Annotated in this window: 4 protein-coding genes; 1 reads left to right on the top strand and 3 read right to left on the bottom strand. The window is 45.3% G+C overall.

Annotation, left to right across the window (positions count from 1 at the left end; all coding sequences use genetic code 11):
- Positions 1-219 (bottom strand): helix-turn-helix domain-containing protein (locus H6F92_RS00305; protein ID WP_190356392.1); only part of this gene is annotated, 219 nt, incomplete at its 3' end.
- A gap of 96 nt (positions 220-315) precedes the next feature.
- Between H6F92_RS00305 and H6F92_RS26430 the strand changes: the two genes are divergently transcribed.
- On the top strand, positions 316-597 hold the full coding sequence (locus H6F92_RS26430) for a DUF5615 family PIN-like protein (RefSeq protein WP_265795694.1): 282 nt from the start codon (positions 316-318) through the stop codon (positions 595-597).
- Positions 598-696: 99 nt separating this feature from the next.
- Here H6F92_RS26430 and H6F92_RS00295 read toward each other — a convergent pair whose 3' ends face one another.
- Both H6F92_RS00295 and H6F92_RS26665 read right to left on the bottom strand, forming a co-directional pair.
- Positions 697-1,401: a hypothetical protein gene (locus H6F92_RS00295; RefSeq protein ID WP_190356390.1), complete on the bottom strand. Its 705-nt coding sequence runs from the start codon at positions 1,399-1,401 to the stop codon at positions 697-699.
- A gap of 68 nt (positions 1,402-1,469) precedes the next feature.
- A complete protein-coding gene (locus H6F92_RS26665) occupies positions 1,470-1,682 on the bottom strand; it encodes a PEP-CTERM sorting domain-containing protein (protein WP_190356389.1) in 213 nt (70 codons plus the stop codon).
- Positions 1,683-1,959: the final 277 nt, after the last annotated feature.

Genomic DNA, 1,959 nt, shown 5'->3' with positions numbered 1-1,959 from the left:
GCTTACTTCATTGAGAAAGTCTAATTCTTCTTGTTTTTTCCAATCGGTTAGCATTGAAGAAGTTTGAGCGTAGCCTACTCTTTCTTGCTTTTCGTACCAAGCTTGTGTTCTGACATGGAGAGCTTTATTGTCAACTAATCTTACACAGCCCAAAGTGCGCCGCAATAGCGACTCTTGTTCTGGTGTGGGGTAAAATCGGTAAGAATAGGCTTTTTCCATACCTCACATTCTAACACATATTTTGTAAATGCGCTAAGATTTAACAGCAAAGCCAACCTAAAACGGCGGGGTTTCAGACCCAAAATTTCCGATGAAGTGATTACAGTTAACGAAGCTGGTCTGATGAGTCACCCAGATTTCCTAGTTCTGGACTATGCTAGAAATGCTGATCGCATCCTGTTGACCCTTAACTGCCGTGACTTTCAGTTTCTCCATGCTGCGGATTCCCACCATCCCGGAATTTTGGCAATTTATCAAGAGGCAAATCCCTCAAAGAAAATGAGTTTTAAGGCAATTGTCAATGCGATCGCCAATCTTGAAACTGCTAACTTCCCTCTTGCTAATCAGTTCATTTCCCTGAACCACTGGAACTATTAATTCTGCTTTGTCGTGATCGCGTCACAAATCTTAAGTTATATATCTCTCACACTAGCGATCGCTTCCTTTCCCCTGTTTTACCCCTTCTCAGGCTGGAAATTATCCATACTGCGATCGCCCCTCTTCACCGCTAAAATCAACCTCAGTATTGTTTTTTCCGCTCCACACGCGGGGATCGATTCGAGTAACAGCCAGAAAGAAAAACAACAAACCTAGTGGACCTGTGGGGGGAGTATGGGATAAGGCAAATAAAATCGCTGCCAAGATGAGCAGGAGGACTGAAAGGCGATCCACTCCAACCTGTGCCAGTGCGATCGCCGCCGCCGTTACCCCCACGAACCACCCCCCCGCACCGAGTATCCCGACTAGAGATAAAGTGCTGCCACCGATCAGCGGGTCGAAAAAGAGCAGGTTAACCTGTTTAGAAACAAAAAATTGCACATTGGGTGGTAAGTTTCGCGCACTGCTAATCAGCGTCCCTCCGGCTATGCCTGTAATCGCATCTAAAGCCGTATAGAAAACCACAAAGAACGCCATCCCGATCCGGCTGATTCTCGCTGCCCATCCGCGCAAGTTGTTAACCATCAGAAAAACTGCCAGCGCCACCAGTCCAAATAAAGGCACTTGAAGCAGGTGAAGCGTCAGCCACCAATCTACTTGAGGCAGAATGGACTCAAAGGCACTTTTATTAGGTAATCCGACAGGATGCCAGATTTCTAGAATCCCTAATATCAGGGGTGAGAGGACAATAACCAGTTGTCGCGGTATTGTCCATCTATTGGTGTCGGTATTCGCAATTTTCATCAACGGCAACTAAGTCAGATAACCCCCAGTTGAGGCTGGGGGGTGGGTATAGGGTTTAAGTGACTCGCTCAAGCCGCTTCTTTGTCATCCTTGAGCTTGCTTAAGTTCTTTTTGGTTAGCATTCCGCCTAATCCTATAGCGATCGCTGTGCCGAGAATACTGGTGGGTTCGGGAACCGGGATGATTCTTAATTGGTCTGGGTCTTTTCGTATTGGCGGAATCGGAAAGACAACTACATCAGATATGCGAGTTTCACTATTATCAACAAACGGGATGGTCACACCTGGCGGTGTGGGACTTAGAGGAAAAACCGATATTGGTAAAACGGCATTAAAATTATTACCCGCAGCATCAAAAAACCTCCAATACTTACTTTCACCGCCGATAAAGTCATCTACAGCAGGTATTCCCGTACCTTGTCCAGATTCCTTAAAGTCACTAAATGTATAGCAATTCTCTGACTTATGAGGTACAGTAGCAACAGTGAGTAAACCAATTGCGAATATCTTTTTGAGTAACTTCTAACATAGCCAATTCAATCCCTTCTATTAAGTCTTT

This window comes from Microcystis wesenbergii FACHB-1317 (assembly GCF_014696875.1).
Taxonomy (GTDB): Bacteria; Cyanobacteriota; Cyanobacteriia; order Cyanobacteriales; family Microcystaceae; genus Microcystis; species Microcystis wesenbergii_A.
This window is presented reverse-complemented; position numbering and strand designations above follow the sequence as displayed.

Bases quoted from the DNA above. Each gene is read 5' to 3' on its own strand.
- H6F92_RS00295 (WP_190356390.1), bottom strand. From the start codon at position 1,401: ATGAAAATTGCGAATACCGACACCAATAGATGGACAATACCGCGACAA.